This is a genomic window from Hymenobacter sp. AT01-02 (assembly GCF_000961955.2).
In the GTDB taxonomy this organism is placed as follows: Bacteria; Bacteroidota; Bacteroidia; order Cytophagales; family Hymenobacteraceae; genus Hymenobacter; species Hymenobacter mucosus.
In genome coordinates this window covers 118,252-145,019 of sequence record NZ_JZIR02000016.1, presented here as the reverse complement: position 1 = coordinate 145,019, position 26,768 = coordinate 118,252, and the positions used below count along the sequence as shown (strand labels likewise).

Annotated in this window: 24 protein-coding genes; 16 read left to right on the top strand and 8 right to left on the bottom strand. The window is 50.3% G+C overall.

Translation table 11 applies throughout. The features are described from left to right. Window positions 1-122: 122 nt before the first annotated feature. Window positions 123-368, bottom strand: coding sequence for a hypothetical protein (locus VI25_RS28375; protein ID WP_316934281.1), 246 nt, complete (start codon window positions 366-368; stop codon window positions 123-125). Window positions 369-594: 226 nt separating this feature from the next. On the opposite strand from VI25_RS28375, the gene VI25_RS25065 reads away from it, so the two are divergent. The 3 genes from VI25_RS25065 (at window position 595) to VI25_RS24640 (ending at window position 2,068) form a co-directional block, all read left to right on the top strand. Continuing rightward, entirely contained in the window at window positions 595-738 is a 144-nt protein-coding gene (locus VI25_RS25065; RefSeq protein WP_161806890.1) for a hypothetical protein, read from the top strand. Further along, entirely contained in the window at window positions 735-1,172 is a 438-nt protein-coding gene (locus VI25_RS07480) for a hypothetical protein (RefSeq protein WP_045687825.1), read from the top strand. Before VI25_RS25065 ends, VI25_RS07480 begins: the two co-directional genes overlap by 4 nt. A gap of 131 nt (window positions 1,173-1,303) precedes the next feature. Further along, window positions 1,304-2,068: a hypothetical protein gene (locus tag VI25_RS24640; protein WP_152981533.1), complete on the top strand. Its 765-nt coding sequence runs from the start codon at window positions 1,304-1,306 to the stop codon at window positions 2,066-2,068. A gap of 31 nt (window positions 2,069-2,099) precedes the next feature. Here the strand turns inward: VI25_RS24640 and priA are convergent, their stop codons facing one another. From priA to rpsF, 7 genes are all read right to left on the bottom strand, one after another. Then, window positions 2,100-4,652, bottom strand: coding sequence for a primosomal protein N' (gene priA / locus VI25_RS07475; RefSeq protein ID WP_045687824.1), 2,553 nt, complete (start codon window positions 4,650-4,652; stop codon window positions 2,100-2,102). A gap of 102 nt (window positions 4,653-4,754) precedes the next feature. After that, entirely contained in the window at window positions 4,755-5,456 is a 702-nt protein-coding gene (locus VI25_RS28370) for a hypothetical protein (RefSeq protein WP_316934280.1), read from the bottom strand. Next, on the bottom strand, window positions 5,423-6,832 hold the full coding sequence (locus VI25_RS07470; protein ID WP_316934279.1) for a thioredoxin domain-containing protein: 1,410 nt from the start codon (window positions 6,830-6,832) through the stop codon (window positions 5,423-5,425). The genes VI25_RS28370 and VI25_RS07470 overlap by 34 nt, the downstream gene beginning before the upstream one ends. 58 nt (window positions 6,833-6,890) lie before the next feature. Then, window positions 6,891-9,275: a GSCFA domain-containing protein gene (locus VI25_RS07465; protein WP_072144771.1), complete on the bottom strand. Its 2,385-nt coding sequence runs from the start codon at window positions 9,273-9,275 to the stop codon at window positions 6,891-6,893. A 227-nt stretch (window positions 9,276-9,502) separates the two neighbouring features. Then, complete coding sequence (gene rplI / locus VI25_RS07460; protein ID WP_045687823.1) at window positions 9,503-9,946, bottom strand: 50S ribosomal protein L9; 444 nt, start codon at window positions 9,944-9,946, stop codon at window positions 9,503-9,505. Between the two features lie 21 nt (window positions 9,947-9,967). Beyond that, a complete protein-coding gene (gene rpsR, locus VI25_RS07455; protein ID WP_045687822.1) occupies window positions 9,968-10,219 on the bottom strand; it encodes a 30S ribosomal protein S18 in 252 nt (83 codons plus the stop codon). A 7-nt stretch (window positions 10,220-10,226) separates the two neighbouring features. Then, entirely contained in the window at window positions 10,227-10,601 is a 375-nt protein-coding gene (rpsF, locus tag VI25_RS07450) for a 30S ribosomal protein S6 (RefSeq protein WP_045687821.1), read from the bottom strand. Between the two features lie 391 nt (window positions 10,602-10,992). Here rpsF and VI25_RS07445 point away from each other — a divergent pair, with 391 nt between their 5' ends. The 13 genes from VI25_RS07445 to VI25_RS07385 all read left to right on the top strand — a co-directional run bounded on the left by VI25_RS07445 (window position 10,993) and on the right by VI25_RS07385 (window position 26,767). Beyond that, entirely contained in the window at window positions 10,993-12,336 is a 1,344-nt protein-coding gene (locus tag VI25_RS07445; RefSeq protein WP_082455433.1) for a cytochrome c3 family protein, read from the top strand. A 140-nt stretch (window positions 12,337-12,476) separates the two neighbouring features. Then, window positions 12,477-15,530 (top strand): TAT-variant-translocated molybdopterin oxidoreductase, encoded by a 3,054-nt coding sequence (locus VI25_RS07440; RefSeq protein WP_045687820.1) that lies wholly within the window; start codon window positions 12,477-12,479, stop codon window positions 15,528-15,530. A 76-nt stretch (window positions 15,531-15,606) separates the two neighbouring features. Next, the gene (nrfD, locus tag VI25_RS07435; protein ID WP_045687819.1) at window positions 15,607-17,064 is read left to right on the top strand and encodes an NrfD/PsrC family molybdoenzyme membrane anchor subunit; all 1,458 of its coding nucleotides are present in this window, start codon (window positions 15,607-15,609) and stop codon (window positions 17,062-17,064) included. Further along, on the top strand, window positions 17,057-17,581 hold the full coding sequence (locus VI25_RS07430; protein ID WP_045687818.1) for a DUF3341 domain-containing protein: 525 nt from the start codon (window positions 17,057-17,059) through the stop codon (window positions 17,579-17,581). Before nrfD ends, VI25_RS07430 begins: the two co-directional genes overlap by 8 nt. After that, complete coding sequence (locus tag VI25_RS07425) at window positions 17,581-18,315, top strand: c-type cytochrome (RefSeq protein ID WP_045687817.1); 735 nt, start codon at window positions 17,581-17,583, stop codon at window positions 18,313-18,315. Before VI25_RS07430 ends, VI25_RS07425 begins: the two co-directional genes overlap by 1 nt. A gap of 6 nt (window positions 18,316-18,321) precedes the next feature. Further along, a complete protein-coding gene (locus tag VI25_RS07420) occupies window positions 18,322-19,656 on the top strand; it encodes a hypothetical protein (protein ID WP_045687816.1) in 1,335 nt (444 codons plus the stop codon). A gap of 91 nt (window positions 19,657-19,747) precedes the next feature. After that, window positions 19,748-20,824 carry a cytochrome c oxidase subunit II gene (locus VI25_RS07415; protein WP_045687815.1) on the top strand — a complete coding sequence of 359 codons (1,077 nt, stop codon included), beginning with the start codon at window positions 19,748-19,750 and terminating at the stop codon, window positions 20,822-20,824. 24 nt (window positions 20,825-20,848) lie between these two features. Continuing rightward, window positions 20,849-22,702: a cbb3-type cytochrome c oxidase subunit I gene (locus VI25_RS07410; protein WP_045687814.1), complete on the top strand. Its 1,854-nt coding sequence runs from the start codon at window positions 20,849-20,851 to the stop codon at window positions 22,700-22,702. A gap of 165 nt (window positions 22,703-22,867) precedes the next feature. Then, window positions 22,868-23,947 carry a COX15/CtaA family protein gene (locus VI25_RS07405; protein ID WP_045687813.1) on the top strand — a complete coding sequence of 360 codons (1,080 nt, stop codon included), beginning with the start codon at window positions 22,868-22,870 and terminating at the stop codon, window positions 23,945-23,947. Window positions 23,948-24,000: 53 nt separating this feature from the next. Further along, window positions 24,001-24,852, top strand: a complete 852-nt coding sequence (gene cyoE / locus VI25_RS07400) for a heme o synthase (RefSeq protein WP_045687812.1) — start codon at window positions 24,001-24,003, stop codon at window positions 24,850-24,852. 104 nt (window positions 24,853-24,956) lie between these two features. Continuing rightward, window positions 24,957-25,544 carry a heme-copper oxidase subunit III gene (locus tag VI25_RS07395; protein WP_045687811.1) on the top strand — a complete coding sequence of 196 codons (588 nt, stop codon included), beginning with the start codon at window positions 24,957-24,959 and terminating at the stop codon, window positions 25,542-25,544. 23 nt (window positions 25,545-25,567) lie between these two features. Beyond that, complete coding sequence (locus tag VI25_RS07390; protein ID WP_055562400.1) at window positions 25,568-26,341, top strand: cytochrome c oxidase subunit 3; 774 nt, start codon at window positions 25,568-25,570, stop codon at window positions 26,339-26,341. Between the two features lie 84 nt (window positions 26,342-26,425). Further along, window positions 26,426-26,767, top strand: coding sequence for a cytochrome C oxidase subunit IV family protein (locus tag VI25_RS07385; RefSeq protein WP_045687809.1), 342 nt, complete (start codon window positions 26,426-26,428; stop codon window positions 26,765-26,767). Window position 26,768 lies beyond the last annotated feature (1 nt).

Here is a 26,768-nt window from a genome sequence, read left to right as displayed (position 1 = left end):
GCTGATGCGAAAGGTGAAAAAGCCCGTACCAGCACCAATATCAGCTACCACGTCCGTGGGCTTCAACTTAAGCTCTCGCAGCAGTACGTCGGTGCCTTCTTCTTCTCGGCGGTCGGAACGCTCTAGCAAGATGCGCCTTCGTGGCCCATAACGTGGGCTATTTGGCGTCCCAGGTAGTATTTACTGATACCGTTGGGGTCTTGGGGGCCACGCCGTTCGTAGCCGCTAGTATCAGGAGCCACCGGACGCTGCTCCTGATCGGCAAATTGGGCCGTGGTACTCTCGGTAAGGGATTGGGCGCAAGCGATGGACAGCAATAGCAGACCAGCGCCGCACGTCCGCAATAACATCAGGGAGGAAGAGGGCATACGCACGAGTGCAAATAAAGGGCGTTGCATTAACATCTGCCCGCTTAGAAGCGTTCGGGTTGGCAAAAAACAGCGGAAAGAAACCGCAATGTAACTGCCTACGTAACCGACGAATACCTTGCTACAGTAAGCTGAAGCAAAGATTTAATTGTTTTTTTCTTGTTGTCATCTTCTACCTTGGTCCGTATAAGGGCCGTTTGCTTACCATTCACAAAACCCATTTTTCATGAAACACCTATCCGGAATCATGCGCAAAGTGACGGCCGTAGCTGCCGTAGCCGTAGCCCTGACTAGCTGCAACCGAGCTGAGTATGCCATGTTGCCCAAGACGTCATCAGCGTACCATGCACCCAGCGCGCTACTATTGTGAAACCGGCTCCGGCAGTGGCTGCCAACACGGACCAAACGGCTTCTGTCGCTCCTGAGGCCATAGTGGCCGAGGCGCAAGCTCCCATCGCCGCGCCTCAGACTGCTTCCGCAACCGAGCGTGCTGTCGTAGCAAGCGCACCAGTAAAACAAGCAGCGGCAAAAAACACTGGAGCGCCTAAAATGAGCTTTGCTCAAAAGGCTTTGGTACAGAAGGTAGCCCAAAAGGCAAACAAACTAGCTGCTAAAGCGCAAGTAAATAAGAAGTCGGAAGTTGCTTCGAAAGAAGATACCAACGCCATTAGCCGCAACATCAAGCTCGGTATTATTCTGCTGCTTGTTGGCCTGCTGCTAGGTCTTGTCAGTGGTATCCTTGGGTCCATTGTAGCCATTATCGGTATCGTATTTATCGTCCTTGGTCTACTAGACGAGGTGTAGTACACCCTGTAGCCGCCTTTACTAAAGCCCTGACTGCCAACTGGCGGTCAGGGCTTTATTTATATCTATAAATTCTCGTGCTTTGAAGCTGAACTATTCTTCTGCCTATTTACTAAGCTTTATTCTAGATCATGAAATTTCAACTTTGGGGATTGTTAATAATCCTGATTTTAGTGGGAGGCTGCCAGACAACTCGGGTTTCTGCTTTTCTCCCAACAGCTCAGGAATATGGTCGCCCGCTGTCTTTGAAGTCTTCAGCCTCCGCTGCTTCTATAGCCGAATTACCTGAACTGATGGCTGATGCCTCCAGTGATACTAGTACAACGGCGTATCAGCGTCAACTACTACCCGTTACTTATACTAGGGCAATACCACTGGCGGAAGCACACCCAAAGGCGCCACTTGTTTCACCGGATACGGTAGTAAGTCGGACAATTCCCCAACCAACGAGGCCAGATCCACACACTAGTAAAGTAAACATGCTTGGTGGGTTACTTACCTTCACAGGGTTGATAGCCTTATTAGCTGCCGTATGGAGTGAAGCTTCTTGGGGTAGCATTTATTTAGGGCTGGGAGCGTTAGCTCTGATTCCTGTGGGAGTAGCCCTGCTGCTTTATCAAGGTAAAAATGGCCGTTTGCGGCTGCGGCGTCAGGCCCGACGGGAAGCTCGTCGGCCTACCAAGGTCCCTGATGCAAACACAGGTGTTCCAGCAGCTACGCCTCCTGTGAAAGGCAATCCGCACTTACGCAAGGTGGGCTCTGTTCTCTTAATCCTAAGCGCAATACTCTTACTAATCGGTGCCCTTCTTGGAACAGTCTATTCATTGTTCTTCTTTGGGCTGCCAGCTATTATTATTGGGCTGCTAGGGTTAATTGTTGTAGTAGCGTCCTTGTAACATGCTAAAGCTCCCGTCTGAACCCTGCCCACTACATTGGGTCCACGTCGGCCGCAATGCGTACCTGCTTAAAGTCCTTCTGGTCGCGCACGATGTTCATAGCATCTTGAATATCGGCCTTGGCCGCGCGCAGTACGGTGTGTTCCCGGCTGAGCTTAATGGTGATTTCCTGAAGGTAGAAGTTTCGAATGCGGAAAATATAGGGGGCCTCTGGCCCTAGTACCGCCTCACGTCCGAGGCGGTCTACCAGTTCCTGGGTAAGCAAAATGGCCGCTCGTTCTGCTGCTACGGGGTCCACGTGCTTTACCGTGAGGCGAATAATACGCATGAAGGGTGGGTAACCATGCTCCCGTCGTTGCCCTATCTCATATTCATAGAATTCCAGGTAGTCATTGCGGATTACCTTATCAAAAATCACCTGCTGGGGGTCCGCCGTTTGAATGATAACCTTGCCTTTCTTGCCCTTGCGGCCCGCCCGTCCACTTACCTGCACGAACATCTGGAAAGCCCGTTCGTGAGCCCGAAAGTCGGGGTAGTGAATGATTGAGTCGGCATTGATGATACCAACCAAGCTTACATTGGCAAAATCGAGGCCCTTTGTTACCATTTGGGTGCCGACAAGTACATTGGTAGTTTGCTTCTCGAAGTCCGAAATGATTTGCTGGTAGGCGTTTTTCGCGCGGGTGGTATCCAAGTCCATGCGCTGCACAGTAGCCGCCGGCAACATCACTTTCAGGTCATCTTCCAGCTTTTCTGTTCCGAAGCCCACTGTTTTGATATTGCGAGAACCGCACGCAGGGCATTCTACGGGCATGCGGTCGTGGTAGCCGCAGTAGTGGCAGCGTAGTTCGTGGGCTTGCTTGTGGTAGCTGAGACTTACGGCGCAGTTTTTACACTTCGGAATCCAGCCGCAGTCAAGACAATTGATGAAGGGTGCATATCCCCGGCGGTTCTGAAACAGAATGATCTGCTCTTTGAGACTGAGCTTGGTTTCCATTTCCTGCATCAGCTCCGGTGTGAAATGGTTGAGCATGGTTTTCTGCTCCCGGCTTTTGCGGGTGTCTACCAGCTCTACTTCCGGCAAGCCAGCCTCACCGAACCGCTTAGTAAGCGAAACCAGCCCGTAACGACCCGTGCGGGTTTGGTAAAATGTCTCCACCGAGGGGGTAGCAGAGCCAAGTAAGGTCTTAGCGCCCTGAAAGTTCGCCATCATGAGGGCTACCTCACGGGCATTGTAGCGCGGCGTGGGGTCATACTGCTTGTAGCTCGATTCGTGTTCCTCATCCACGATTACTAGGGACAGGTTGTCGAAGGGCAAAAACACGGAGGAGCGTACCCCAATTACTACCTGAAACCGGCCGGATAACACGCCGTTCCAGACTTCTACCCGCTCGTTGTCGGAGAACTTCGAGTGGTATACGCCTAGGCGCGTACCAAATACCCGCATTAGGCGAGTAACGATTTGAGCAGTAAGAGCAATTTCGGGAAGGAGGTAAAGCACCTGCCCACCACCTTCCAATGCTTGCTGGATAAGGTTGATGTAGATTTCTGTTTTGCCCGCGCCCGTTACGCCGTGCAGGAGCACAATATCCTTGGTTTGAAACTGCTGCATGATGTCATCCTGCGCCGTTTGCTGGGCCTCACTGAGCGTGAAGTGCAGGTTGGCCTGGGCGTCATCCTCCATCGGAAAGCGGGAGACAATCACGTCAAACTGCTCCAAGATGCCGTTTTTGATGAGCGTATTCACCGCCGATGGCGAAAGGTGGGGCGCACTGGTAAGCGCAGCCTTTTCCATGCCTTTGTGGTTGCTGTGCTCGTTTTGGTACACGGGTACGCGCTGAAGGTAGCGCATCAGCACATCCAACTGCTTTGACTTCGAGGCCAGCTGTGCAAATAGCTGTTCGAGGGCAGCCTCAGCTACAAAGCGGTGAGCCAAGCGTACCTTTTTGACGACTTTGGGGGTGTACTTATCCTGCAAATGCTCGAACAAGAATACCACGTCCTTTTGCATCAAGGACTTAATGTACTTGTGGAAAGACGTAATGCTGAGCAGGTCGCCTACCTCCGTAAAGGTCATGGACTTTCCTTCCTCCCCAGTACTCAAGGCTTCTACAATCTTTTGTTCCTGCTCGCTGAGAGGGTAGGGGTTGGTATCAGGCTCGAAGGCAGGGTGCAGTTGCACGCGGCTCTCAGAGCTAAGCTTCAAGGCCGAAGGCAAGGCCGCGTTAATGACTTCGCCCAGAGTGCAGAGGTAGTAATCGGCCATCCAGCGGAAAAGCTTGAGCTGGGGCTGAGTTACTACAGGCGCGTCGTCGATAAACTCAAGGATGTATTTCGCTTGGTAGTTAGTAGGCGGCGTTTCGTGGACGGCCGCCACAATGCAGCTAAGGGTCTTCTTCGCCCCAAACTGCACAATTACACGCCCCCCAATTACAACTTGGTCGTTTAGTTCAAAGGGGACGCGGTACGTGTACAGCCGAGGAAGGGGTAGCGGCAGAATCACGTCCGCAAATAGCGTAACGCGGTCGGCGGCACTACCAGCCGATTCAGGCTGTGGCTGTACAAAGTCAAACGTGAGGCTCAAAAGGAAATAAAACTGAAGGCGGACAGTAAAGATAACAGGATGCAGCGCCGGGTAGTGCCCTACGTCAGGAATCTGAAGTGGTACTGACTGGTAGCGTACGTGTTATAGTTGGGCTAGTGCTTCGGCCACAGAATGTACTGGCTGGTGGCACGTTCGGTTGAAGCAGACATAAATGGTGGTAGCACCTGCACGCGCTTCCCTTCCAGCTAGTAGCGGCAAGCTGCTAACGCTTGCAGTACCCGCTAGAACCACATTTGGGAGATAATGATGACTAATATCCCGACGAAACTCCTCTACTTGGGAGCCAACCACCGCAATTTCAGCGGTAGGGCGTAATAGGTTAGCGTACAGAGACGCCCAGTTTGCCATGTTCTGAGGTTCTTGCACTACTAGTTCTTGCACTTGCCGTAGCATGGTAGCCGCCAGCTCAGTGTACTGACTGTTCTCTAAGTGCAGACCCAGCCGATGTAGGTTGTGGGCCATCACGGAGTTGGAGGCCGGTATTACATTATCGAATAGCTCTTTCTTGCGCGCTATAAGCTGGCTTCCACGGCCGTTGTCAGCCGTGTCGGCATCCGTGAAGAAGAACAGGTTCTCGACCGGGTCGAAGAAGTGCGTAAGGGTAGTTTCGGTAAGCTCCTTTGCCAGGTTTAGCCACTCGGCTACAAATATTACTTCGTACAGGCTGATGAGAGCCTGAATGACGAGGGCATAATCTTCTAGAAACCCGTCGATGCTGGCGCGGCCGTGCTTAAAGCTGCGAAATAGCCCTACCTGGCTACACCCATGAAATGGCGCTTGCACGTGAGATTATCCCGAAGAAATACGGCGTTACGTTCGGCCAACGCCAAGAAATCCGGATCAGCAAAAGCACGATAGGCATCCGTCAGGCCTTGTAGCATCAGAGCATTCCAGGCAGTTAGTACCTTATCATCAAGTCCCGGATGAGGACGCTGCTCCCGGGCTGCTAGAAGCTTCCGCTGCCACCCTTGCACGAGTTCTGCTACTACGTCAGGCGTGAGTAGATGGCGGCGAGCAAACTCATCATCGGTTTCCGCCCGGTGTAGGATATTGAGGCCATGCTCCCAATTGCCAAGGGCTGTACAGTTGTAGTAATCCGAAGCCAAAGCTTCTTCGTCGCCGAGGGCCTGCTGAAGCTCCTCCCGGGTCCAGACGTAAAACTTCCCTTCTTCCCCCTCACTATCGGCATCTAGAGCGGAATAGAAGCCGCCTTCCGGGCCGGTTAGCTCCCGCTGGACAAAACCAATAGTGTCATACACTACTTGTCGGTATAAGTCGTTGGGAGCAGCCTGGTATGCCTGCGCGTATAGGCTGATAAGCTGGCCGTTGTCGTACAGCATTTTCTCAAAGTGAGGCACCAGCCATTCCGCATCCACTGAATAGCGGGCAAAGCCTCCCCCTACCTGATCGTAAAGTCCTCCCCAGGCCATTTCGCGTAACGTAAGCTCTAGCTGACGAAGAATGGGAGCACTGCCGCTTAGCGCATGCGTACGTAGCAAGAACTGCCAGATAGCAGGCATTGGAAATTTGGGCGCGCGGTCAAGTCCGCCCAACTCCCGGTCAAACTTTGCTACTACGTTATAGACCAGTAGCTTGAACTGTTCGTCTGATACGCCTTCCGTAGTAGCAGGAATACGGTATTTCTCCAACTCACTTGTTTGCAATACCTGTGTAAACTGTTGTGCTGAGGCGTCTAGCTCCTGCCGGTATTGTCCCGCATACCCTTGCCCAATACTAGTAAGTAACTGTTCCCAGTTTTTGGGCGGGAAATAAGTGCCACCATAGAAAGGCTTGGCCTCAGGGTTTAGGAATACATTCAACGGCCAACCACCCTGCACACCCATTGCCTGGATAGCATCCATATACACCTGGTCCACATCGGGCCGCTCCTCGCGGTCTACTTTGATGCATACAAAGTACTTGTTCATCACCTGCGCAATGTGCGGGTTCTCGAACGATTCTCGTTCCATAACATGGCACCAATGGCACGCGGCGTAGCCTATACTCACCAAAATAGGTTTCTGCTCAACCTTAGCTAGCTGCAATGCTTCCTCACCCCAAGGGTACCAGTCAACTGGGTTGTGAGCATGCTGAAGCAAATAGGGGCTACTCTCTTGGCTGAGACGGTTTGTGTGGGCTGGTTGTGAGGCTGACGACATACTAGGCATGGTTGGAAATACAAAACCCGGCCATGCGGGGCCGGGTTTTGTATTTCATTTATTCAGGCTGATTATCGGAGGCGGGCTTACGACGGGGTGGTCGTGGCCGGCGCTTAGGTGCTGGTGTGGCATCCGTTGGCTCAGGTTCAGCAGGCGTTTCTGCTACCGGTGAAGGTGCATTAACTTCTACGGGGAGTAGAGGAGCAGCCTTACGGCTTCGAGAAGGCTTTTTTTTCGGCTCAGCTACTAGTTCTTTTGCTGGAGTAGCAGGCTCCTCAGGCGTTACAGCCGGTGCCTTCGTGCGCCGAGTGGTTCGCTTTGGCGGCAAAGGAGTATCCGCGGCAGAATTGTCCGTAGGAGTTGGTGCTTCGGTCGTCGTCTCAGCTGCAACCTGTGGCGCTTGCGAGCGGCGCGACGAGCGTTGGGGTGAACGGCGCGGCGTGGATGAAGCAGAAGGTTGTTCTGCTACGGGCTCAGTTAAGGCTTGCTCTGGCGTAGCAGAAGGCGTGGTTTCCGGATTCGTACTTACCTCGCCAGCAGCCGTTTCAGCCGCTTGGGCCAATCGAGAAGCGCGTGCTTTTCCTCGATTACGCGGTGGACGAAGCGACTTGTTATCAAGAGTTGCCGGTTGATCTGCCTCAACAACGGGCATAGCAGCTTCGGCCAGTGGTGCTACGGGTACTACCTCAGCTACCACATCGGCTAGAGAATTGCTATCCGCAGCAGCATCGGTATAGCCTGTTTCTGTCTCTTCACCCGACGCATACAGTACCGGCCGGCTCGTTTTACGTCCTGCACGGTCTTGGCGGCGAGGTGGCCGCTGGCGCCGATTACTACGCTCATACGGGGAAGGTGCTGGCTCCGCTTCCTCTTCTTGTGGCGGTGTGTCACCCGGCTCGTCTGGGGTTGCGGCAGGCTGTTCAGGTATCACCGCATTTTCTAGAGGCATTGCTTGACTGTTATTGAACAGTTCCGCTTCCGTGATGTAATTGATGCTGTCAGCTTCAGGAGTTGCTTCTTCCACGCTGGGAGTAGGAGCCTCCGCAATGTGGCTTACGTCGGTAGCAACTTCACCAGCCAAAGCCGCCGCCTCGGCAGCTAAGCGAGCATGTTTCTTCTTGGTACGTTTGGCACCTCCGCGCGACCGGCGTTTTTTCTTGCGCACCGGTGATTCTCCTACTTCAATGGTAACGCCCGCAATAGTTTCTTCGGCTTCTATTTCTTCCTCTTCGTCCTCACCATCTAGTATAGAGGCCGTGTAGGCAGTTTCGTAGGCGTCGTCTGGGTTTACTTCGGTAGTGGCAGTTTCCTCAGTAGATTCTTCTGCTTCAACTAACATACCAGCTCCCAGACGCACTAGCGTCGCCTCCGACGAAGATTCCATTATCTCGGAGCCTTCTCCAATATCGATACGCTCTTCGTCGTCCTCTTCCTCAGCTTCTGGTGCGGGTGGGAGGGGAGGTACTGGTAAAGCCGCTAACTCGCGCTCTATGTGGAGAAGCTCCATCCTGACATCGGCTTGAGAACTAATCCGCTGTAGACGAGCTAGGGTATTTTCCAAGAACTGACGATGCTCTGGAGCTGCTGCATGCAAAGGCCGGTGGCCTAGTGCTTGGCGTATCCCTTCCCATTCTTTTTTGAAACGACCGAAGGCGCCGTCAAAATACGTACGAGTGAAACGCTCCCATATATATTGCTCCGCCACTTCCGAAGGATGAAGCATGTCGGCAGCGTAGAAGCGGTAGTCGCGCAAGTCATCCAACAGCAACTCGTAGGCCGGAAAGTAGGCTACATCCGGGAGTAGCTCGCTTAGGTAATGGCACGCTACGCGTAACATCGACTTGCTAACTGAGCTTAAGGCTAAGGTTTCCTTCAGGTGCCGAACTGGACTTACAGTCAAGATAAACCGCAAGCGCGGGTTAATCCGCCGTAGGTAGGCGTGCGTTTCAGCCACTGCGGCAATAATCTCATCAGCCGTCAGTAGCTCCTTCTCGAACTTCTCGGCTGGAACCTTATGGCAGTTGCTGATAATTTCCTGGGTTTCCCGCAGCCGATAAGCGAAGCTAGTGCCCAACGTCAGTACAACGACGTCAGCAGTAGCTAGGAAAACTCCCGTCTCTCGAACAATGCCCTGGATGCGCTGTAAAAGATCTACCGGAGTATCAGCACCTATATCAGCGTGCAGGTCGTAGCTCTGCCACCTACCTCGGGCCTCTACTACGTGCTGCTGCCAATCCATATCCTCGCCAGCAGCGGCACGCAGGAGCCGACAAGCTGACACAGGATTGAATACGGTGCCGAATGGATTAACTAGCGCGGCTACTTTATAATCAAGTAAGCGGCGGCCAATAGAATCCGAAAAACAGGAACCTATCGTCAGTATCCGCGCCGAGTGGGGCAGCTGTTGCGGATGCGGCGTAAGTGGTAGTTCAGTGCGAAACATTTCTCTCAATACGGCCTAAACAAGCCAAAGGACAGGCAACCTACTCAACAACCTGCGTTCAGCCAAAATCACAGGTAGTAGTTACCCGATGGCGTACTATGCAATGAGCAGGGAAAGCAACACTATGGACGAGACAAAAGCATAGTTATTGCTTGGTAACCAATAATCTCGAAGAAAAAAGCCCGGCTACCAAAGCAGCCGGGCTTTTTCTTGTCCAATAAGGCAGCTTATTCAGCTACTACGTTGAAACGAACTTTGTGCTTCACTTCGCGGTGTAGATCTACCGTAGCGGTGTATTCACCAACTGCGCTAGGCTCCGAGTCAAATGACAGGCGCTTGCGCTCTACGTCGATGCCTTTTGCTTTTAGAGCATCAGCAAGCTGTAGGGTAGTTACACGGCCGAAGATGCGGCCGCTTTCACCTACTTTAGCTGGGATGTCCAGGACCACGTCACCGATTTTGTCAGCAATAGCTTGCGCATCGCCTTTGATCTTGTCGGCTTTGTGAGCAGCCTGACGAATGTTCTCGGCTACAATTTTCTTGTTGGTTTTGTCGGCCAAAATAGCCAAGCCCTGCGGGAGCAGGTAGTTCCGACCATAGCCAGGCTTCACAGTAACGATATCGTTCTTGTAGCCCAGGTTCTTTACGTCGTCTTTCAGAATTACTTCCATGTCAGTCTCAGTAAGCAGGGTTTACTTTAGCGAGTCAGTTACGTAGGGCATCAGCGCCAGGTGACGAGCTTTAGCTACAGCCTGAGCAACCTTACGCTGAAATTTCAGGCTGGTGCCGGTGATACGACGGGGCAGGATGCGGCCCTGTTCGTTTACGAACTTCAACAGGAAGTTCGGGTCCTTATAGTCTACGTACTTAATGCCGTTCTTCTTGAAGCGGCAATATTTCTTACGCGTATCCTGCTTGTGGATTTTTTCGTTGGCGAGGCTCATCTTCTTACTACTGGGCTACAGCTTCCGATTGTTTTGCTTTCTGCTGATTCATCTCGCCCTTACGACGACGCTCACCGTAAGCTACGGCATGCTTGTCTAGAACAGTGGTCAGGAAACGGATAACACGCTCGTCACGACGGAAAGCAATTTCCAGCGTGTCTACGATGTTGCCCGAACCGGTAAACTCCACGAGGAAGTAGTACCCAGTGTTTTTCTTCTGAATTGGATAAGCCAGCTTTTTTAGGCCCCAAGCTTCAGTGTTGATGATGTCGGCGCTATTTTCCTTAAGCACCTGCGAGAACTTCTCGACCGTCTCTTGCACCTGGCTCTCGTTCAGAACGGGAGTCAAAATGAAGACCGTCTCGTAATTTCTTACTTCCATTACGACGGGGTGAAATGTGTGTGAAAAATCAAATGAGGGGCAAAGATAAGGAAAAGATGAGTTCGTTCGTGCTGCCCTACACTATTTAATTATAATGTGTAAAGTAGTAATAGCTTGATAGTCAAAAGCAGAAACCTTTAGGCGAATAGGGTAGTTGCTTTTAGGTAGGTAATCAGGAGAAGTAGGTTAGGAGCTGTTACCGAGCATCGCTTACTGTAGTTCTTGAGCGAGCAACTATATTATAAGGCCCAACCGTGCTTTTTTAGAATCCTTCTAAGCAAGCTCCAAAGGCCGAAATTTACCAAATGGCGGTTTGTTCTCTGGGTTTCCCGACCTACATTTGTGGCCTTGAAGCACCCCCCGCGTTTCTTTTTTTCAGTCAAATTGTGCTATGAATAGCATCCGACTTCGTCCCCTTTCCCGCCTCTTTCTCGCTCTGTTCCTGACATTTGCTGCCGTAGGTCAATCTTCGGCGCAAGATGTAGGCGCGGCTCCAGCCGTGAGCAAGGAAGGGGTGACGCCTGGCGCTACGGCCGGCGCAACTCCCGCCACGGCGGCAGCACCCGCCGCTGGCGGTGGTGACGCTGCTGCAATTGCCGCTGGCGATGCACTTTTCAAAGGCAACTGCGCCCAGTGCCACGCCGTGAACGACGTGGTAGTAGGACCTGCTCTGGCAGGTATTACAAAGCGCCGGCCTATGTCATGGATTATTCCATGGGTGAAGAACTCTAGCAAACTTGTTGCCAGCGGTGATGAGTACGCGGTGAAGCTCTTCAATCAGTACCAGAAGCAGCAGATGCCTAGCTTCCAGCTGTCGGACCAAGAGATTACTTCTATTGTAGCCTGGGTTACCTCGCAAGAAGGCCAAAGTGCTGGCGCTCCTGGTGCTCCTACTAACATTAAGCCAACTGACGGAACAGAAACTCCTGGTACTGGTGCTGCCGGTGCAGAAGACGGGAAGTACATGAACGTACTCCTTATTGTACTAGTAGTAGTACTCATTGTGTTGGTGGTAACGCTGGTTATCATTGCCAACATCATGAAAGATGTACTGCGTGGCCGCAAAGACCTTGATGGCCGCGACGTAGAAGTAGTAGAGCAGCGGTTTGATCTATCGAAAATATATAACTCTACCGCAGTACGTGCCATTGTAGGCATCGTCTTCGTGCTAGCTGTTCTATATGAGTCGATTCAGGGTGCTATGGGCGTTGGCCTTACGCAGGGCTACCAGCCTACTCAGCCAATTGCCTTCTCCCACAAGCTGCACGCTGGTGAGCACCAGATTAACTGCGCTTACTGCCACACGTCGGTATACAAGAGCAAGTCAGCTAACATCCCTTCAGCTAACATCTGCATGAACTGCCACTCGCAGATCAAAACAGAGTCGCCTGAAATCAAGAAGATCTACCGCGCTATTGAGCGTAAGCAGCCAATTCAGTGGGTTCGTATTCACAACCTGCCCGACTTGGCTTACTTCAACCACTCCCAGCACACCCAAGTAGGTGGACTTGAGTGCCAGACCTGCCACGGTCCGATCCAAAACATGGAGGTAGTATACCAGTACTCGCCTCTAACCATGGGCTGGTGCATTAACTGCCACCGCGAGACGCCTCTCAATACGAAAGGCAACGCTTACTACGACAACCTAGTGAAACTGCACGACACCAAAAACGGCGCAGTACCTTTCACGGTATCGTCGAACGGCGGTACGGAATGCTCGAAGTGCCACTACTAATTGGTTAGTAGCCTACACGTAGCTTTACGCCACGTGTAGGCTTACGCCTAAAGCCTCTAACATAAGACAAGCATTGAACTTGTGGACTACAGTGGGTCAAGAAAAGACCCCAAGTCCCAAGACCCTAAGTCCCAAAACAAATGCAAGAGTCGCCTAAGTACTGGAAGGGAATTGAGGAACTAGAGAACTCACCGGAGTTCGTGAAGAATGCACTCACTGAGTTTGCTGACTTCCTGCCGGTGAAAGAGTCTCATGGCACCTCGGATGCCACAGTGGCTCCGCGCCGCGACTTCCTCAAACTCATGGGCTTCGGTATTGCCGCGGCCACCCTCGCCAGTTGCGAAACCCCTATTAAGAAGGCTATTCCTTACCTCAACAAGCCCGAAGAGGTTGATCCAGGTATTGCCAACTATTACGCTTCCACTTACTTCACTGGTGAGGATTATAACAGCGTACTAGTAAAAACCCGCGAAGGCCGCCCAATTAAGCTCGAGGGCAATCCTGAGTCGCCAGTAACGCGCGGTGGTCTATCTGCTCGGGCTCAAGCTGCTGTGCTGAGCTTGTACGATGGTGGCCGTCTTCAGCACTTCGCTATAAAGAAGGGCACTGGTGAAAAAGCGGAACACGCTAAAGCAGACAAAGACCAAGTAGATCAAGAAATCCGTACGGCTCTGGCTTCGAACACTGGCAGAATTGCTATTGTGTCGCCAACCATCATCAGCCCTTCTACTAAGAAGGTCATTGCAGAGTTTGCTGCACGTTTCCCGAACACAGAGCACGTAATGTATGACGTTAACTCTGCGTCTGGGTTACTGCGTGCCAACGGAGGCGTGCTGCCAGCGTACGATTTTAGCAAAGCAAGTGTTATTGTAAGCTTTGGCGCTGACTTCCTCGGTACGTGGTTGTCACCAGTGGAGTATGCGCAACAGTACATTACTAACCGTAAAGTATCGAGCGAAAAGAAGACCATGTCAAAGCACTACCAGTTTGAATCTGGTTTGTCACTGACTGGTTCCAATGCTGATGTGCGGGTAGCCATTAAGCCTTCGCAAGAAGGTCAGGCTGTGTTAAAGCTATACAACCTTGTTGTAGGGGGTGGTGCAACTTCTACCTATGAGGAAGGTAAAACCCAACCCCTAGCAGAAGCTGCTGATCGTCTGAGGAAGGCTGGCAGCAGTGGCTTAGTAGTATCAGGCTCCAACGATCCGGCGGTTCAAACGCTGGTGGCTGCTATTAACCGCACCCTTGGTTCTGCCGCTGTTGACGTAGCAAACCCTTCGTTCATTCGTCAAGGTGATGATGCTCGGATGAGTACTCTGATTGCCGATATGAATGCTGGGCGAGTTGGTACGGTAATTTTCTATCATGCCAACCCTGTCTTCAACCATCCAATGGGGGAACAGGTGTTGAGCGGCCTGAAAAAGGTAAAGACCACTATTTCACTGAATGACCGTCTTGATGAGACCGGTTCTCAGTGTACGTATGCTGTTCCTGACCATCACTTCCTAGAGTCGTGGAATGACTTCGAGCCGAAGCGCGGTTTCCTGAGCTTAGCTCAGCCTGCAATTACGCCTCTATTTGCAACTCGCCAAGCTCAAGATTCTCTTCTGACTTGGGCTGGTAATCCAACAAGCTACTACAACTACCTGCGTACACAGTGGCAAGGAGTACTAGGCGGAGATTTTCAGAAGGCTTGGGATAAAGCAGTGCATGATGGTGTGGCCCGTGGTACGGCAATGCCCGCTCCACTAGCAGTTGCTGCCCCTGATGTAAACGCTGCGTTTGGCGCTATTAGCCCAATCGGTACCGGAGTAGAACTGGCCATCTACGAGAAAGTTGGTATTGGTAATGGTACTCATGCTAACAACCCATGGCTGCAAGAATTGCCTGATCCAGTATCTAAGGCCACTTGGGGTAACTATGTAGCCGTTCCTCGTGCCATGGCCGAGAAGAACAAGTGGGAGCAAGGTGATGTATTAGAGGTTACGGCTGGTGGTAAATCCATTAAACTGCCCGTTCTAATCCAGCCTGGTCAAGCTGCGGATAGTGTGAGCATTGCCATTGGTTACGGCCGCACGAAAGCAGGTAAAGTAGCGCAAGATTGCGGTGCAAACGTGCTGCCATTAGCTACTATGCGCAACGGTGCTATCATCTATAGCAACACCGTAACGCTGAAGCACACCGAAGAAAAATCGCCTATTGCTCAGACTCAGACTCACCACACCATCATGGACCGCAAGCCGGTGGTGCAGGAGTCTACGTTGGCTCAGTACATAGCAAACCCCAAGGAAGTAACTGAGTACGAAACGATTTCTACTCCTGAAGGACCACAGAAGCCTAATAAAGTGTCGCTGTGGCAGGACTACGAGTATAAGAATCACCACTGGGGTATGGCTATCGACCTCAACTCATGCATTGGCTGTGGCTCTTGCGTGGTTGGTTGTCAAGCCGAGAACAACGTGGCAGTAGTAGGTAAGCAGGAGGTTATCAACCGCCGCGAAATGCACTGGCTACGTATTGACCGTTACTACAGCTCAGACGCTCACAAAACGGACTTTGAGACGAAGGGCAAACTAGATACGTATGAGGCAATGGAACACCCCTCGGACAACCCGAAGGTTATTTTCCAGCCCATGCTTTGCCAGCATTGCAACCACGCTCCTTGCGAAACGGTTTGCCCTGTACTGGCAACTACGCATAGTTCGGAGGGTCTGAACCAAATGACCTACAACCGTTGCGTAGGCACACGTTATTGCGCAAACAACTGCCCGTACAAGGTTCGTCGCTTCAACTGGTTCTCGTATTACACTAACGAGAAGTTTGAAAGTGTAAACGGCCATATGTTCACCGATCTTGGCCGCATGGTTTTGAACCCCGATGTTACGGTTCGTGCTCGTGGTGTAATGGAGAAGTGCTCGTTCTGCGTGCAGCGTATCCAGTTAGGTAAATTGGAAGCTAAGAAACAAAAGCGTCGTCCGCAGGACGGAGAGATTGTTTCAGCTTGCGCCCAATCTTGCCCAACGCAAGCAATTGTATTCGGTGACATGCGTGACCCCGAGTCTCGCATTTCGAAGCTGTTGCGTCGTGAAGATGGTGAGCGTGCTTTCCACGTACTCGACTCTATCAACGTGCAGCCAAACATCACGTATCTGACCAAGATTCGTAACACGGACGAAGCAGTTCGTAACGCCTAGAAACTGAGCCATCAGGGAGGGCAGCAGCGCCCACCGCTTTGCTGCCCTCCTCCTTTACTCCTTTAAGTCAAAAACTATGCAGCACGTATCGCCTGTACGGGAGCCGCTCGTAACCGGGGGGAAAACGTACCACGACGTCACCCAAGACATCAGCCGTCAGGTGGAGGCCGCGCCCAACATCCGCTGGATGGCAGCCCTGAGCGTCGCACTCTTTTTTCTCGGTGTGTTCTTCTACTCTGTATATCGCACTCTATGGTACGGTATCGGTGAATGGGGACTCAACAAAACTGTTGGCTGGGCCTGGGATATCACCAACTTCGTATGGTGGGTAGGTATCGGTCACGCAGGTACGCTGATTTCCGCCGTTCTTCTGCTGTTTCGCCAGAAGTGGCGGACATCTATCAACCGCGCTGCTGAGGCAATGACCATCTTTGCCGTAATCTGCGCTGCTATGTTCCCTGTGCTTCACATGGGCCGTCCGTGGCTAGCTTTTTGGGTATTTCCTCTCCAGAATACGTATGGTTCACTTTGGGTAAACTTTAACTCGCCTCTATTGTGGGACGTGTTTGCCATCTCCACGTATTTCACAGTGTCACTGGTATTCTGGTACACTGGTCTAGTACCTGATTTCGCTACTATCCGCGACCGTGCGAAAGGTCCTATTGCTAAGGTAGCCTACTCATTGCTCAGCATGGGCTGGAAAGGTTCTGCCAAGCATTGGTCGCGTTACGAAACCGTGTCCTTGATCTTGGCCGGTGTTTCTACTCCGCTGGTACTCTCGGTGCACACCATTGTATCAATGGACTTTGCTACCTCAGTAGTACCAGGATGGCATACTACCATCTTTCCCCCCTACTTCGTAGCAGGTGCTATCTTCTCTGGCTTTGCTATGGTACTTACCCTCATGCTCATCACGCGGGTAGTATTTAAACTGGAAGATTATATCACTATTGAACACATTGCTCTCATGAATAAGATCATGATGGTAACAGGTTCTATAGTAGGTGTTGCTTACATCACTGAATTCTTCATTGCATGGTACTCACAGGTTGAATTCGAACAATACGCATTCATCAACCGTGCTACTGGCCCTTATTGGTGGGCTTACTGGTCGATGATGACCTGCAACGTTATTACTCCACAGCTGGTGTGGATTCGTCGAGTGCGCTACAGCATTCCGCTGACGTTCGTGCTGTCGATTATTGTGAACATTGGTATGTGGTTCGAGCGCTTTGTAATTATTGTTACTTCGCTACACCGCGACTACCTGCCTTCGAGCTGGGTAATGTTCTCTCCTTCAATTATCGACATCGGTATCTATGTAGGTACGATGGGCTTGTTCTTCACCCTATTCCTTTTGTTTGCCAAGTTTTTCCCTGTGATCAACATGGCAGAGGTGAAGTCGGTCTTGAAATACACGGTAGATAATGGCCCAACTTACACCGGTCATGATCCTCATCTCGGCGCTACTCATCAACACTCCACCCACGGGGTTCCAGCCTCGGCTCCTGTAAATTACAATAAGCATGACTAAGCGCTTCGCCCTCGGCATCTTCGACGACGAAGATGTGCTGTTGCACGCTGTGGAAAACGTCCGAGAAGCGGGCGTGAAGATCTACGAAGTATTCTCGCCTTTCCCAATTCACGGGATAGATGATGCTCTCGGCATTGAACGTTCTCGCCTTCCGATTGCTGCCTTCTTCTTGGGCATGACAGGTTTGGCCTTCGCTCTATGGTTGCAGATCTACACGCTAGGTTTCGACTGGCCAATGATCATCGGTGGTAAGCCTCACATTGCTTTACCTGCCTTTATTCCAGTTGCTTTTGAGTTGACGGTATTCTTTACCTGCCACGGCATGGTAATTACCTTCTATACCATCAGCAAACTGTACCCACGATGGAAAACTCCTGTACTAGATGTTCGCTCTACCGATGACAAGTTTGTCATGGCTATTGAGCTAAAAGAAGGTACCGATATGGGTAAACTGACCCAGTTGTTGCGCAACAACGGCGCTTCGGAGGTGAACGAAAAAGAAATGTCTAAGTTCTAATGACGCATTCGCTAAAAGTTAGTTTGCAAGCGTCGGCGGTTCTGCTGGCATCGGTGTTCACCACCGCCTGCAACCGCGCCGATGATCCTGGCGTTGAGTACGCCCCCGAGATGTACTCCTCGATTCCGTACGAGCCTCTGAAGCAGGAGAACAACAACCGAGTAAACCCAATGGGTACTAATATGCGGGTTCCGGCAATTGGTACTGTACCACGTGGTAAGCTCAACTACTACACTCACATTGGCAAAGATGACATCGCAACTGCGGAGACATCTTTGCGCAACCCTTATACTTACACCAAAGACAATCTGCAGGAAGGTCAAGCACTATACTTGCGTAACTGTCAGCATTGCCATGGTGAGCAAGGAGACGGGCAGGGGCCAGTGGGTGTCAAGTTCAAGGGTGTTCCGAACTACTCTGCAGGAGCTTATAAAACTATGAATGATGGACACATATATCACGTCATTCAATGGGGTAAAGGCCGCATGATGCCACACGGTTCTCAGGTCAATCCAGAGGAACGATGGAAAATTGCCATGTATGTACGCATGCTACAGCAAGGTAAAGGCGCCGAAGGAATGGAAGACTTCTTAAAAGCGCAAGGTCAAGCATCAGGCCAAAATTCAGAATCAACTGATGCTACCAACCAAAGTCCAGTACAAGAAGCTCAGGCTAACAAAGCTTCTGATACACCAGGACAGGGTACTGAGGCAAGAAACGGAACAGCGAACTAACTCGATATGGCAACTCTGACGCATCACGAAAGCGCCACGGCTGAATACCTAGAGGTTTCGCCCCGCGCTCGTAAAACTTTCATCTCCATCATCGTTGCTGGTGTTGTACTGTTAGCCATTGGTTTGATAGTAGCAGCATTTGGTATTGGAGCTGAGCACCATGAAGGAGCGGCAGCTGCTCATGGCGCTGCATCCGCTCATGGAGCAGGCCATGAAGGCACTGGTCATCATGGTAGCCCTTCTTGGCTGAAACGCCTGATTGTAAGTTTATGGCACAGCAATGTGTTCTTTACCGGCGTTTCGGTAGTGGGCACAGTATTTATGGCTATCCAATATGTTGCTTATGCTGGATGGTCAGTGCTGATCAAGCGCGTAAATGAAGCTCTTAGCGCATGGGTACTGCCTGGTGGCGTATTAATGGTTCTCATTTTCGGACTAGGCTTAATCAACAACGATATCTTTCACTGGACACTGCCTGGCATTATGACCAAAGGCAGCGCTACTTATGATGCTATCATTGCTGGCAAGTCAGGTTTCTTGAGCGTTCCATTCTACCTGATTCGGACCATTTCTTATGTAGTAATATGGGTGGTATTCACCAATAAGCTTCGTTCCTTATCTCTAGCTGAGGACCTGAACGGTGGCACTGAATACTTTCATAAGAGCATTACTGCTTCAGCTCTGTTCTTAGTACTGTTTGCAGTAACCTCCTCAATGTCGGCATGGGACTGGGTGATGTCAATTGATACGCACTGGTTTTCGACGATGTTTGGTTGGTATGTATTCGCTTCTTGGTGGGTATCAGGAATTGCTGCTACTACTCTTTGCGTAATCTTCCTCAAGCAGGCTGGTTATCTGCGCTTCGTGCAAGCAGGCCATCTGCATGACTTGGGTAAGTTTATGTTTGGCTTCAGCATTTTCTGGACTTACGTATGGTTCGCCCAGTTTATGTTGATTTGGTACGCAAACTTGCCCGAGGAATCTGTGTACTACAACCAGCGTTTGGGTGGTTTTAACAACCAGTACACTTGGATCTTCTTTTTCAATCTGCTTATCAACTTTGCTTTCCCCTTTCTTGTTCTAATGACTAGGGATGCAAAGCGTCAAATGATCATGTTGAAAATCGTTTCTATTGCCATCTTGATTGGTCACTGGTTCGATTTTTATTTAATGATCATGCCAGCAACTATGCAGGCTGAGAATGGGTTTATCATTGAGATTGGTACTGCTATGGTTTTCCTTGGCTCCTTCCTCCTCCTGATAACTAAGCGCCTCTCACAGGCTTCGTTGATCCCCATTCATCATCCTTTCTTGGATGAAAGTGTGCATCACACGACCTGATTTTAGACCTGAGTAAAGAGAAGCGAGAGTAGATCCTCTATCTCTCGCTTCTCTTTACTCACTTCTCAGTTTTCACTTCTACATACAGATAATGACTGCTCTTGGTATTCTTCTGGTGCTGGTGTTGCTGCTGGTCGTGTTTGGCCTGCTGTTTCGCCTCCAGATCCTCACCTCAATCTTCTCGGGTAGCTCTACACGTGAGATAGGGGTTAGTAACCGCGTTAATGCTATTTTATTCATCATCTTTTTGGTGGTGGGTGGTTCAGCATTCGCTTGGTCCTTCGTCGATAACTTCGATGCTATGAACCCACCCATTGCCTCTGTTCATGGTCATGCCACTGAGCGGATGTTCTGGACAACCATGATTATCCTGGGTATTGTATTTACGCTGACGCAGATTTTGCTGTTCGTGTACTCATACAAATACCAGCACAAGGAAGGCCGTCGGGCTTTCTTCTTCCCTCATAACAACAAGATTGAAATTATCTGGACGCTGATTCCAGCGGTGGTAATGGCTGCTCTTGTATTTGCAGGCTGGAAAGAGTGGTCACGTATTACTGGTCCTGCGCCTCAGAATGCTGTGGTTGTAGAAGTAATGGGTAAGCAGTTTGGATGGCTTCTTCGTTACCCTGGTCGCGACTCTAATTTAGGCGTAGTTAACTACCGCCTAATTGATGCGACAAACGACTTCGGTCTCGACTTGAGCGACAAAAGCTCATTAGATGATATCACTTTCCCATCAGGTGAATTGCACGTTCCGAAAGGTATTCCAGTGCTTTTAAAGATTCGTTCGCGTGACGTTCTGCACGCTGTGTATATGCCTCACTTCCGTGTGCAGATGTATGCAGTACCAGGTATGCCCACAAAGTTTTGGTTTACTCCTACCAAAACTACTGATGAGATGCGTGCTCAAACTGGTAACCCCAAGTTCAACTATGAGCTTGCTTGCAATCAAATTTGCGGCCGCGGGCACTTTGCTATGAAACTGAACATTGTAGTAGAGGAACCAGAAGACTACGTTGCTTGGCTAAGCCAGCAGAAGTCGTTCACGGAACAAAACCCTGATGTTTTGGCTAGCTTCAAACAGAAGTCGAATGGTTTGACTCCGAAAGCTGAGGCTGCTCCTGCCGCCGCTGCTGTAGTTCCTGCCGCCAAGGCTTCGCTTTAATTCATCTAAACGCACGCTTCTTACATGGCTGCTAACCTTCCTACTCACGCGCAAGTGCAAGGCGGCATCGGAGTGACCGAACCTGGTCACGACGTGCACGAGCACCACGACGAGCATCACGAGCAGAGTTTTCTGCAGAAGTACATTTTCAGTACCGACCACAAGGTTATTGCTAAGCAATTCCTGATTACAGGTATCTTTTGGGCTATCCTAGGTGGTACTTTATCTAGCCTGTTCCGCCTGCAACTCGGCTGGCCAGAGTCTACTTTGGAGTGGCTTAGCCCATTTTTAGGCAAATGGATTGAGGCAGGTAAGCTGAATCCAGAGTTCTACTTGGCCTTGGTAACCATGCATGGTACCATCATGGTGTTCTTCGTGCTGACTGCTGGTCTTTCAGGAACGTTCTCTAACTTCCTAATTCCTCTACAGATTGGCGCCCGCGATATGGCTTCGGGCTTTATGAACATGCTTTCGTATTGGTTCTTCTTCCTGTCGAGCGTGATTATGTTCTTGTCTCTGTTCTTGGAGACAGGTCCTGCCGCAGCAGGTTGGACAATCTATCCTCCTCTGAGTGCATTGCCACAAGCAATTCCTGGCTCAGGTATGGGTATGACGATGTGGCTTGTGTCAATGGCTCTGTTCATTGTATCGCAGTTGCTAGGTGGTGTTAATTATATCACTACTGTTATCAACCTGCGTACCCAGGGAATGAGCATGAGTAAACTGCCGCTTACTATCTGGTCTTTCTTCTTGACCGCAGTACTAGGTCTGCTTTCATTCCCTGTGTTGTTCTCGGCTGCCTTGCTGCTAATCTTTGACCGTTCTTTCGGTACTTCCTTCTTTCTCTCTGACATCTACATTGCTGGCCAGGCTCTACCGAACACGGGTGGTTCGCCAATTCTATTCCAGCACTTGTTCTGGTTCCTAGGTCACCCTGAGGTGTATATCGTTATCATGCCTGCGATGGGTATGGTGTCGGAAATTATGGCCACCAATGCTCGTAAGCCTATTTTCGGCTATCGTGCAATGATTGGGTCACTTTTAGGTATCTCGTTACTATCGTTCGTTGTGTGGGCTCACCACATGTTCGTAACAGGTATGAACCCCTTCTTAGGATCGGTGTTCATGTTCTTGACGTTGATTATTGCAGTTCCTTCCGCAGTAAAAACGTTCAACTGGCTAGCTACTTTGTGGCGTGGTAATATCCGCTTCACTACTGCAATGCTATTCAGCATTGGCTTTGTGTCCCTGTTCATTGCTGGTGGTTTGACGGGTATTGTACTCGGTAACGCTGCTCTTGACATCCAAATGCACAACACTTACTTCGTGGTAGCTCACTTCCACTTAGTAATGGGCTCTTCTGCTTTCTTCGGCCTGTGGGCTGGTGTTTACCACTGGTTCCCGAAAATGTTTGGTCGTATGATGGACGAGAAGCTTGGGTATGTACACTTCTGGCTCACTTTCTTGGGTGTATATCTGGTATTCCTGCCCATGCACTATGTAGGTATTGCTGGCTTCCCACGTCGTTATTACTCTTGGACTGGCTTCGATACTTTTAGCCAGTTTGCTAACCTGAACAAGTTCATTTCGGTGGCTGCAATCCTGGCGTTCTTCGCCCAATTTGTATTCATCTTCAACTTCTTCTACAGCATCTTCCGGGGCCGTCGTGCTAGCGAAAACCCTTGGCGTTCTACTACGCTGGAGTGGACTACCCCAGTAGTTCCGGGCCACGGCAACTGGCCCGGCGCTATCCCAGCTGTTCACCGTTGGCCTTATGATTATAGCAAGCCAGGTGCAGCTGATGATTTCATCCCTCAACACGTACCGTACTCTCAGACGCAATCGTCTAATTTACCGTACGAGCGTGAGATGGAATAATCATAAGTAGTGTTAATCCTCTGAAACGGGCCGCTGTATTTACGGCGGCCCGTTTTGCTGTTTTCAAGAGGGACCCCGGCCTCGGCAAAGCCGGGCCGGGGTCCCTCTCTCGTTTTAAGGTAAATCAGACCAGCATAACGCTAGTACATAAATAACTCGGCAAATATGTCAACTCCCAGCTTTGTGCTGCGCTTCCGATTTGTGGGCATCCTGACGGTTGTGGCGGTATATGTTCTAATATTGGTAGGAGGGATAGTCCGGAGCACAGGCTCAGGTATGGGCTGTCCTGATTGGCCTAAGTGCTTTGGTACATGGATACCACCTACCCAAGTAGGCCAACTGCCTCCTAACTATAAGGAGGTGTATACTGCACAAAGGGTGGAAAAGAATAAGAAGCTTGCTGCCAAGCTTGAGCGTATGGGCTTTCACCAAGTAGCAGGTGATATTTTTGCCCATCCAACGCAGTATATCGAGACGGACTTCAACCCTGTGAAGACGTGGATTGAGTACGTTAACCGGTTGGTGGGAGCCCTTATTGGCGTTTTTGTGTTTCTTACAGTAGTGTTTGCATTGCCTTATTGGAAGCGTGACAGAGTGGTCTTTTGGCTTGCCTTGGCATCTTTTCTATTGACAGGAATACAAGGCTGGCTTGGCTCCCTTGTTGTATCTACTAATCTGCTGCCTGTTATGGTTACTATCCATATGGGGTTAGCACTAGTAATTGTAGCAATGCTAATTTATGCCGTAGAACGTTCACAACGTGAGTACAGAACAGTGGAACGTGTGCGGGCACTACCAGGACTTGTTGGATGGTTGTGGGTAAGCGCGCTGCTTACGTTTGTGCAAATTGTCTTGGGTACTCAGGTCCGGGAGGAAGTAGACATGGTTGCATTTGCTGCTAACTATCTAAACCGCACAGAATGGGTAGAGCAGCTAGGTTCTATTTTCAAAATACACCGTACCTTTTCAGCTGTATTGCTGCTACTAAACGTGTACATAGCCTACCGGCTTTATCTGCTGCCCTCAAAACCCCTACATCGGTTGGCTACAGCAGTGTTAGCTTGTATTGGACTTGAAATAGTAGCGGGCGTTACTCTCGCGTATTTTGCACTGCCAGCTATAGTGCAGCCAGTGCACCTGACGGTAGCAACCTTGCTATTCGGCTCCCAATTTCTAGCTCTTATTGCTTACCGTCGAGCTACTAAGTTGCAACAGCAGGCTAGTACTCCGGCGGTTGTTGCGTAACTTTGCGGCCCCGTTCCGGGAGGGTTTCGCTCGGCCATTTGTTTGTACAGTTGATGACTAAAGCCAGGGCTTTCTTTCAATTACTTAAATTCCGGTTGGCGCTAACGGTAGCCTTTTCAAGTGCTATCGGTTACCTTCTCGGAGCCCACGAGCTGGACTTTAGCCGGGCCCTGTTGGTATTAGTAGGGGGATTGGCTGTAACAGGTTCAGCTAATACTATCAATCAGATTTTCGAGAAAGACTTAGACAAGCTGATGAAACGTACGGCCAAGCGACCTATTCCGCTTGGCATAGTCAGTATTCGTGAGGCATGGGTATTCACGGCAGTGTTAGGGGTAGTAGGGTTAGGACTGCTAACGTATTCCTTCAATCCATTGGCTGCGGCTCTTTCTCTACTTTCGCTAATTCTCTACGGCTTTGTCTATACTCCTCTAAAAACTATCTCGCCCATCTGCGTGGCTGTAGGTGCTATTCCTGGCGGCATGCCTCCACTTATTGGGTGGGTGGCAGCAACAGGGTTCTTAGGCGTAGAAGGGTGGATTCTATTTGGAATCCAGTTTATGTGGCAATTTCCTCACTTCTGGGCCATTGCCTGGGTGTTGGACGACGATTATAAAAAAGCTGGCTTCAAAATGCTCCCTACTCCTGGCGGTAAGGATTTGCGCACGGCTATTCAAATCATGACTTATACCATGGTGTTGATTCCGCTGAGCCTGTTGCCTTTTTACTTTGGCATGACTAGCACAACATACCCGATGGTAGCTGCTATCTGTGGTGTGCTATTCCTCATGCAAACCTTCTACTTGATGCGTACTGTCAGCAAGAAGGCTGCTATGAGCATCATGTTTGGCTCGTTTCTGTATTTGCCAATTGTGCAGATAGCTTTGGTTCTTGATAAAATGTAATGACCTCTGGGAGTAAGGAATTATGATGGGCGAGATGAGACAAACTCTCATATCGTTATGTTATAAAGTCATACTTTTTTCCTGCATCTTTCACGCTCAGCCCTATGCATACTGCTGAAACTTTGAATACCAAGGAGCCGTCTACGGGCATTCACCCTACGCGCTTCTTGTTGATGTTGATGATCGTCAGCATCTTCATGATTTTTGCCGCTTACACGAGTGCTTACATCGTTCGGCGCAACGAGGGTAACTGGCTTGAGTTTGACCTGCCAGCTGGCTTCTTAATTACATCCCTCATTATTGTACTGAGCTCTGTTACAGTACAGTGGGCTTGGTTTGCTGCTCGCAAGGACGAACTCAATCAAGTTCGCTTGGCTCTGGCCTTGACCTTGGCCTTCGGGGTGGCATTTTTAGTTGGTCAGTGGCTCCTCTGGGGGCAATTGGTAGATAGCCGTATCTTTTTTGGGGGTACAGACTCTAACCCTTCTGGCTCATTTCTGTATGTACTTACTGGCGTACACGGTTTTCACTTGATTACAGGCCTCATCTTTTTGCTGGTGGTGCTACGTAAAAGCTTTAAGTATCAGGTGCATTCCCGCCAAATGCTCTCAATAGGTAATGTCACTATCTACTGGCACTTCCTTGGGGCTCTTTGGTTGTACCTGTATTTGTTCCTACTTTTGAACCACTAGATTTTCGTCAACCCCCGCACGCTATGTCCACCATTTCCACGACGCAGACGATTCCTGATTCCGCCCTGGATAAGCCGCGCACCGGCACCTGGGACGGCGGAAACGAGCCCTTCAAAGCGAGCTACGGCAAGCTAATGATGTGGTTCTTCCTGCTGTCGGACGCTTTCACGTTCGCCGCCTTCCTAACCACTTATGGCCTTATCCGTCATCGCTATGCCGCGTATGATGAGAAAATCCATGGCGCCTTCAAGTTCTCCTCGGACTACTGGCCAATTCCTGACAAGGTGTTCAACGCCTTCCCTGGAATGGGCCACGCAGATGTTCCACTAGGATTTGTGGCTCTGATGACCATGATTCTCATCTTTAGCTCGGTTACTATGGTACTGGCTGTGGAAGCAGGACATCGGATGGATAAGAAGGACGTCCAGAAATGGCTGTTGTGGACTATTTTGTTTGGTGCTACCTTCTTGTGCTCTCAGGCTTGGGAGTGGAGTCACTTCATCGGTGGCCATGAAGAAGGAACCAAGATGGCTGATGGTACTGTGTTCCACGGTGCTAACTTGGCTATGAACCAATACGGTCCAGTGCTGTTTGGCGACCTGTTCTTCTTCATTACTGGTTTCCATGGTACGCACGTGTTTTCCGGCGTTTGCTTGTTGGTGTGGTCTTTCATTGCTACTACGAACGGTACCTTCGAGAAGCGAGGGCACTATGAAATGGTGGAGAAAATTGGTCTTTACTGGCACTTTGTAGACTTGGTGTGGGTGTTTGTATTCACCTTCTTCTACCTCGTTTAAAAACACCTGACTGCTGATGATAAGGGCACCCCTCTTATTGTCAGCAGTTGGCTTTTGTACTTCAAATTTCATCACAACACTCATATGGCTCATCACGCCCCTGCAGCCGATACACACGTAGGAGAGATTCCGAAGCCAAACACCGGCTGGATCTGGAAAACGTTCTTTGTCCTTGTTGGTATTACCGCACTGGAATTCGTGTTCGTGTTCTTCATGGATCCGGGTACTATGCGTAATGCTATCTTCATTATCCTGACCATCTTCAAAGCTTTCTTCATCGTAGCTGAATTCATGCACTTAAAGCATGAAACGAAAGGGTTGATCTGGACCATTCTTATTCCCATGGCGCTGCTGATCTGGCTGCTGGTTGCCCTAATTACTGAGGGTAACGCCATCGGAGCTGCCGTCCACAACTTTCTTAACTAAA

Bases quoted from the DNA above. Each gene is read 5' to 3' on its own strand.
- VI25_RS07405 (WP_045687813.1), top strand. From the start codon at position 22,868: ATGTCAACTCCCAGCTTTGTGCTGCGCTTCCGATTTGTGGGCATCCTG.
- VI25_RS07385 (WP_045687809.1), top strand. From the start codon at position 26,426: ATGGCTCATCACGCCCCTGCAGCCGATACACACGTAGGAGAGATTCCG.
- VI25_RS07395 (WP_045687811.1), top strand. From the start codon at position 24,957: ATGCATACTGCTGAAACTTTGAATACCAAGGAGCCGTCTACGGGCATT.
- VI25_RS07420 (WP_045687816.1), top strand. From the start codon at position 18,322: ATGGCAACTCTGACGCATCACGAAAGCGCCACGGCTGAATACCTAGAG.
- VI25_RS07430 (WP_045687818.1), top strand. From the start codon at position 17,057: ATGACTAAGCGCTTCGCCCTCGGCATCTTCGACGACGAAGATGTGCTG.
- rpsR (WP_045687822.1), bottom strand. From the start codon at position 10,219: ATGAGCCTCGCCAACGAAAAAATCCACAAGCAGGATACGCGTAAGAAA.
- VI25_RS07415 (WP_045687815.1), top strand. From the start codon at position 19,748: ATGACTGCTCTTGGTATTCTTCTGGTGCTGGTGTTGCTGCTGGTCGTG.
- VI25_RS25065 (WP_161806890.1), top strand. From the start codon at position 595: ATGAAACACCTATCCGGAATCATGCGCAAAGTGACGGCCGTAGCTGCC.
- VI25_RS07470 (WP_316934279.1), bottom strand. From the start codon at position 6,832: ATGTCGTCAGCCTCACAACCAGCCCACACAAACCGTCTCAGCCAAGAG.
- VI25_RS07390 (WP_055562400.1), top strand. From the start codon at position 25,568: ATGTCCACCATTTCCACGACGCAGACGATTCCTGATTCCGCCCTGGAT.
- VI25_RS07465 (WP_072144771.1), bottom strand. From the start codon at position 9,275: ATGTTTCGCACTGAACTACCACTTACGCCGCATCCGCAACAGCTGCCC.
- VI25_RS24640 (WP_152981533.1), top strand. From the start codon at position 1,304: ATGAAATTTCAACTTTGGGGATTGTTAATAATCCTGATTTTAGTGGGA.
- nrfD (WP_045687819.1), top strand. From the start codon at position 15,607: ATGCAGCACGTATCGCCTGTACGGGAGCCGCTCGTAACCGGGGGGAAA.
- rpsF (WP_045687821.1), bottom strand. From the start codon at position 10,601: ATGGAAGTAAGAAATTACGAGACGGTCTTCATTTTGACTCCCGTTCTG.
- VI25_RS07440 (WP_045687820.1), top strand. From the start codon at position 12,477: ATGCAAGAGTCGCCTAAGTACTGGAAGGGAATTGAGGAACTAGAGAAC.
- rplI (WP_045687823.1), bottom strand. From the start codon at position 9,946: ATGGAAGTAATTCTGAAAGACGACGTAAAGAACCTGGGCTACAAGAAC.
- cyoE (WP_045687812.1), top strand. From the start codon at position 24,001: ATGACTAAAGCCAGGGCTTTCTTTCAATTACTTAAATTCCGGTTGGCG.
- VI25_RS07445 (WP_082455433.1), top strand. From the start codon at position 10,993: ATGAATAGCATCCGACTTCGTCCCCTTTCCCGCCTCTTTCTCGCTCTG.
- VI25_RS28375 (WP_316934281.1), bottom strand. From the start codon at position 368: ATGCCCTCTTCCTCCCTGATGTTATTGCGGACGTGCGGCGCTGGTCTG.
- VI25_RS07410 (WP_045687814.1), top strand. From the start codon at position 20,849: ATGGCTGCTAACCTTCCTACTCACGCGCAAGTGCAAGGCGGCATCGGA.
- VI25_RS07425 (WP_045687817.1), top strand. From the start codon at position 17,581: ATGACGCATTCGCTAAAAGTTAGTTTGCAAGCGTCGGCGGTTCTGCTG.